This is a genomic window from Rhodospirillum sp. A1_3_36, assembly GCF_047263945.1.
Lineage (GTDB): Bacteria > Pseudomonadota > Alphaproteobacteria > Rhodospirillales > Rhodospirillaceae > Rhodospirillum.
Window position 1 is genome coordinate 1 of sequence record NZ_JBLAVB010000051.1, and the last position, 6,392, is coordinate 6,392.

At 51.4% G+C, this 6,392-nt stretch carries 4 protein-coding genes; 2 read left to right on the forward strand and 2 right to left on the reverse strand.

Going from position 1 to position 6,392, the window contains the following annotated elements; translation table 11 throughout:
- On the forward strand, positions 1–396 hold a 396-nt coding region (locus tag ACLIRY_RS26350; RefSeq protein ID WP_413208400.1), incomplete at its 5' end, for an integrase core domain-containing protein.
- Here the strand turns inward: ACLIRY_RS26350 and ACLIRY_RS26355 are convergent.
- A complete protein-coding gene (locus ACLIRY_RS26355; RefSeq protein ID WP_413208401.1) occupies positions 376–1,269 on the reverse strand; it encodes a hypothetical protein in 894 nt (297 codons plus the stop codon). The genes ACLIRY_RS26350 and ACLIRY_RS26355 overlap by 21 nt on opposite strands.
- A gap of 252 nt (positions 1,270–1,521) precedes the next feature.
- Here ACLIRY_RS26355 and ACLIRY_RS26360 point away from each other — a divergent pair, with 252 nt between their 5' ends.
- Positions 1,522–6,153: a hypothetical protein gene (locus ACLIRY_RS26360; protein ID WP_413208402.1), complete on the forward strand. Its 4,632-nt coding sequence runs from the start codon at positions 1,522–1,524 to the stop codon at positions 6,151–6,153.
- Positions 6,154–6,198: 45 nt separating this feature from the next.
- Here ACLIRY_RS26360 and ACLIRY_RS26365 read toward each other — a convergent pair.
- Positions 6,199–6,392: transposase (locus tag ACLIRY_RS26365; RefSeq protein WP_413208403.1), on the reverse strand; the 194-nt coding region annotated here is incomplete at its 5' end.

Consider the following 6,392-nt stretch of genomic DNA (forward strand, 5'->3'; position numbering starts at 1 on the left):
ACGGGTCACTTGTTGGCGGACCTGGGCGTCACCAAGAGCCATTCCCGGCCCTACCAATCCAACGACAATCCCTATTCCGAGAGCCACTTCAAGACCATGAAGTACCGACCGGAGTTTCCTGATCGGTTCGGATCGATCCAGGATGCCCGCGCCTTCTGTCGTCACTTTTTCAATTGGTACAACAACGAGCATCACCACGGCGGCATCGGCTTGCTCACGCCCCAGCAGGTCCACGCCGGGCATGCCGATGAGGTCCGCCAGAAGCGCCAAGGCGTGCTCGACAAAGCCCATGCCAAACATCCAAATCGCTTCGTCCGCCAACGCCCCGTACCGCCTCAACTGCCCACCGCGGCCTGGATCAACCCGCCCAAAGCCTCACAGGCGGAAGCTGCCTAAACTCGGTGGATCCGTGTCCCATTCGCGTTGACACGTTCCGAGCAACCAACTGAACAAGTCCGCACCAGATTCACTCCAGACGCTGAGAGGCACGAACGCAGGCACCTGACCGCCGGCAATCAATTTACTAGCGGCCTGAATGAGGGTCGTGGATTTTCCCGTTCCCGGCTCGGACACTAACACGACATGGCGCGCCACATCGAGTACTTGAGAGAAGCAGGATTGCGTTAGGCTGTAGGAAGCTGAATTCGTCTCACACTGAAGACCCAATTCCACGGCATAATCGGGCCAATTTTTTCGACGCATATAGGCATTAATATCCTCCTGCGCCGCGACCAGGACTTGAGGCTTAACTGCCTCCAGTCCGGCATCGCTAGACAGGCCCAACCCTGGGATGTGCGGAATGTGCTGCCGCAATAGTTCAGCAGCCAGCTGAGGAGTAATCGCCACACCCCTACCATTTGCAATTTGCTGAAAGGCATGTTCTTCGGCGCCCTCCTTCCATTGCTTAAGCTTTTCGACCGCAAATTCATTGGAATCATGATCAATCTGGTGGGCATGGTTGGCACACAACCAAATCCCGTTGTCCTCACTCGTCCGCTCCAATTGGGTCTGATTGTGGTCATAGCGCGGCCCCCCCGGTGACGCGGCTTTAATGTGCGCCGCCACACCTATGTTGATAGTACCCCTTTCTCCCTTACGTGGCCCAATAGTCTGCCGTCGGCACTCCGGGTTGGAGCACAGGTACCCGGCTCGCTGGGCGAGCAGGGACTTAACTTTGGCGTTAAAATCATCACGTCGACGTCCCCCGGAAGGGATCGCGAGGTCATCTTTTGTTTCATTGGCTTTGGGCGAGTTGGGCTCAATCGGCATATGACAATCTTATGTGCAAAGTCACTGTTCTCAAAATCCAATGGCACAACCGTGCCGCTAGATTATACTCCCAAGAGCGGAATAGAAAGGCGGTCACCGCGTTTTATCGTGGTAAGAATTTCCAAATCCACTCTCGGCTTTCCGGCCCGAATCTCCCAAGGTGGGGCGATCACCTTTCGCAGGAATTTTGAAATATTCAGTCAGTTTCTAAATTCCATATGAAAATCAAAAACGTCAAATCGGTCTAGATGCATGAATTGCCATTTCTCCAGTCAATTAGACGTTCTCAAAGCCGCAATAACCAATTTGGACGCTACCGGTTTTCGTGGCTTCGAGGGCCTGCTAGCTAAGATTTTCAGCTCTATCACCGACAAGTCCTTTCGGCTCGCAGGATCAGGATCTCAGCATGGGAAAGATGGCAGCACAAATGGATCCAATGACATTATTTCTTTTGAAGCCAAACTCTACACCGGACCTATAAATAAAAATGAAGTTCTGAGCAAATTAACGGAGATTATCGCAACTGATCCGGCACCAGATCTTTGGATCCTCAGCTCCACAGTAGAAATAAAAGCACAAGTTGCTGACATACTTGTACGCGCCGCGGACAAGAATGGCATTAATTTGCTAATTTTGGACTGGTCCCCGACGGCTACTATTCCAGAACTGGCAGTGGTCTGCGCTCTGACTAGAACGGAAACCATTACGTTCCTAACTACTGAACTCGCAGATCCGGCACTCGTTGAGAAGGCTTCCGAGGCGCTTTTGGCAATCGCCAATCACGAGAAATTTGACGAACGCGCGCAAGCTGTCCTTGAACTCGTTCGCAATCCTAGCCTAGCGCCATCAGCCGCTGTTAAGGCCAATCGTGAATGGCTTACAAAAGCTTTCTCGAATGAGCGTACGGCCAGACGAGAGTTTGGCCAAGTATTGGCGCCTCTCGCAAAAAATGCACTGCCCACGGTCGAGCGCGCCGCTCTCCTCCAAAATGTCCAGCAAGCATCGTATGGCTCGCCTACGGACAGACTTGTCGTATTGCTTGGAGATGAGGGGTGCGGAAAATCGTGGATATTTGCCCAAAGCTGGTTGGCAAACGAACACCCACCCCTGACTCTCTTGATCCCGGCAGCCGAGGTGCCGGAGGAATCAACTATCAGCAATGAAGATGATTTTATCATCCAGCAGATCATTCGGCAGACTCATGGTGCCACCGATCAAAAGACGACAGCAAGATGGCGGAATATCCTTGCTTCGTGGGACTCTGCGGAAAAACCAGACCAACCCAATCTAGTGATCCTGCTCGATGGGTTAAACCAACGCCCTGGCTACGACTGGCCACGCTGGCTTGACAGTATGGCATACAAGCTATCTAGGATCGGCGGACAACTGGTCATCACCACACGCAACGGATATTTCAATACGCGGCTACGGAAAGCCCTCTTCACGCCTCAGTATCTGGTCTGCGTCGAGCAGTGGACTGAAAGAGAATTAGAGGAAATCCTGACAAAAAGAAATGTTATTCAGAAAAATCTGAGCCAAAGGGTCGTTGCGACGCTCCGCAATCCCAGAGTTCTCGGAATAGCGTTTGAATTACTCGAGGACGGAAGTATTGAGAACTTTCATGAACTTAGCGTTGACCGGCTGCTCTTCGAGCACACCAGGAAGAGCGCGCGTTACCAAAGAGAAGTTGAAAGCCCACACACTTTTAGCCACAGACTCTTAGCGCATGCCCGCGAGATTCTTCAACGCGTGCAAGCAGCGCAATCAAGTGATGCCCTAATATTTCAAAGTATAGATCTAGGCCCCAGGGTAAGCCACCAGCTTTCCCAAGACCTATTAGCGGTTTCAGAGGGAAGATTCTTCAATGCATTGGCTGAAGATCCTTATCTGTATGAACTCAGTGATGATGGCCTTGTCCTGGCACTAGGCTTTGCGATCCTCGATACGCTTGGCCGGGCCATCCGTAATGGTACGGACCCAGAAGAAGCGCTTGAAGTGATCCTTGGCCCTATTACCGCTCTGGACAAGACTTCCGAGGCAGTTTTCGCCGCAATGCTGATTTCATCGATTGATGAACGATCCAAAGTCTCGACGACTACCGCCCTAATCGTTGCCTACCTGAGGCTGCAAAATCTTGACGAACAAACCTATCCAGCCTTCGAAGCAATTATCCGCAATCGAATCGACGCGGCGATGCCCGCACTATCTGATTTGGCAACCTCCCCCCACCGTGCAGTTAACGACGAATGGCTAACCCATGCTTTGCTCGAAGTACGTCATGACGAGAGGTGCTGGGTTGTAATGAGGCAACACATTGAGCAATGGCTGCGATGCTACTCACTTGAACCCTCACTCCGCATCTTCAAGGAGCACACCCAAGACAAAGAAGAGTACGAACGAAAATTAAGTGAAAGAAACGAGTCAATAATAAAAGAGATCTCTAATTTATCTAAACTAGAAGCGCACTTCCTCAACACCAAGATGATACGCGACGATCATTTGGTCAGTGAATCACTGACAAGTACATCGTTCCGTTTACTTGCAGGCATACCTCTTTCCGAGTTTTCCGAGGTTTTCGTGGCTTGGGCATTTTCGCAAGCTATCAATTCAGATTTTCACCGGCCTTACGAAGAGTTCTTATACTTGATTCGCTTCAACAGGGTCGATTGGTCCAGAACTCGTGAAGAATTACTTCGGCACGCCGCACCGTTCTCACAACCGGAAGCCTCCAGCGTTGGCAAATGGGCATTCGTACACCTTCTGCGTGCGGTGAGTACAATAGAGGATGCGGAGCACTGCGAAAACTTGATCGAAGAATTAACGAAGGACCGTGAGAGTTTCGGAAAGTGGAGGAGGATCGAGACATATTGTGAAACCGACCCCTGCGATCCCAACTCGGTTTCACCGGAAAACATCAAGGCGACGGCACAAAAGTGCCGTGAAATCGACCCAGGGAATATCTGTCAATCATTCGGCGTGACGGAGGAAGATCAATTCCTTTCAGAGGCAAGCTTCGGCCTCGCACGATTTGAGTCAGAAACAGCGATTGCCGTGCACCGTAGTATAATCGAGCACGCCAGTAAAAACGTGAGAAATTCCGCCACTTATCGACTAATGAACCTTCGTGGGTGCGCCCCCTTGGTTACTGTCGATGCACGTGATAGCCTTCTGACATTCGCGAGAGAGAAGCGCCACCCATTCAAAGAGGGCGACAAGAACTCCCAAAATGAATGGTTGCAGGTCCAGTACGCGCACCTGCTCACTTTTCCACATATGGATGGACGCGAACAAATCGGCGTCCTCCTTTCCTTGCGGAATTTTGACCCTCCACTACTCGACTTAGCCGACGTCATAAAGCCTGCCCCGGCCCAGGATCTCGAATCAGCACTAGATCGCTGCCAACAATCCAACGACGAAAATTTCAAGATGACTATTCTGATGTTTGCCCAACACTCGGGATCCGAAATATCAGAGCGATCCGAGGACCTACTCATAAGGCTAACTGAAGATCCAAACAGCGTTGTACGCGCCCTAGCTATCGGGGCATTGGTCGCCCATGAAAAGGAGGCGTTTATCAAATCATTTTCGCATGGAAGCTGGAGCGCGAGTACGCTTGATCCGCGAAAGGAGCGCATGGAACGTTGGTATGGCTCCATGGCAATTGCACATGCCTTCTCAAAGGGGTTCTTATCCGAAGTTGCGGCCATCGATAAAATCTCGACGGAGCACTATCATATGCTTGCTTCCTCCATGAGCGACAGCGGCAGCTCTGAAATTCCTATGCGCTTGAATGCATCGCTGCGCCTGATGCTGGCAGTTGATGGGCCAAATGACGCCCTAGTAGTCGAACAGAGAAGCGACGACCATAGAAAAGGTTACGATGTACCGACGAAATCTCTTGTCGAGCCGGTCAGAAGCATGGACTTGGGGGAGTTTTTCAAGCGAACCTCCGAGACTGAAGACGAATTCGATGAGCGTCAAAGGCAAGGCTGGAAAGCTTTTGATGAGTTTGAGGCAAAGCTAACCGAGCTGAGTGCAGAGCAAATTCTCGAAGACACATCACGTGCGACCCTTAGGGTTTGCATGGCAAGAGAGCCGAATCTGGTAGTGACCTGGGCCCAAAACTTTCTCGAGCTGCCCAATCACAAGATCAGAAGTATCTTCAATTTCGGTCTTCGGGTGGCGGAGGCTCTCTCGCAGTTGGACCCAGAACTTAGCATGAAGCTCTTTACACACCTGCGCAACAATCGTGGGTTTGTAAACATCGTCCAGGGCCCGGCGTCTCTCGGTCTGGAGAGCCTTTCCATTTGGAATTCAGCGAACCACGAAACTCTCAATCCGTTAAGAGCTGCCCGGCTTGATGAGGCTAAGGACGACAACGAGATCGCTCAGGAGGTACTCGCCGCCTACAGTGCACACAAGGAAGACTTTCTCGACCGCTATATCGAAGATAAACTTACAAGCGAGAGGCCCGTGGACCTCGCCAGAGCTTTAATGGTGTGCGGCTTTTCCCTTGAGAATGAAAAGCGCGAGGCGATAATCGCTGCGCACACGCAAATGCCGGGAATCATTGGTTTGGCCGCGCAATCAGCAAAATTCGCCTATGAGCGAAATGTATGGGCCAAGCACTGGCATGATCTCATGCACAAAGCCAGAACTCCTGAAGAGTTTTGGCGCTTTTCCGTCCTTTTCGTGAAATTAGTCGACGGTCGTTATCAATGCTGGAGTATAGAACTGGCAGAGCCAGAGACACCCATGAAAAATTTCATTCCAAGCGCCTGGGAAGGAATCAAACGACGAATCAAAAACTGGCAGGACAAGAGATCGAAAACACTATTCGGTGATCAGGCCCCAGATCCGATGTTTCTGGACATACAATCGTAGAGAGTGTCCGGTTCATTGTGTATGGGATTTGATCCCATGCCCATCTCACGCGGTGAAGCGCTCACCGAACATGATAGCGAATTGATTGCGGGCCGCCACCCATTCCCGGACAGCCCTGCCTTTCTTTTCGAAATTGCGGATAGCCAGATACAGCAGCTTCAACGCTGCGTCCTCCGTTGGGAAAGAGCCCCTTGTTTTCAAGGATTTGCGGATCACCCGGTTCAGGCTTTCGATGGCAT

Bases quoted from the DNA above. Each gene is read 5' to 3' on its own strand.
- ACLIRY_RS26360 (WP_413208402.1), top strand. From the start codon at position 1,522: ATGAATTGCCATTTCTCCAGTCAATTAGACGTTCTCAAAGCCGCAATA.
- ACLIRY_RS26355 (WP_413208401.1), bottom strand. From the start codon at position 1,269: ATGCCGATTGAGCCCAACTCGCCCAAAGCCAATGAAACAAAAGATGAC.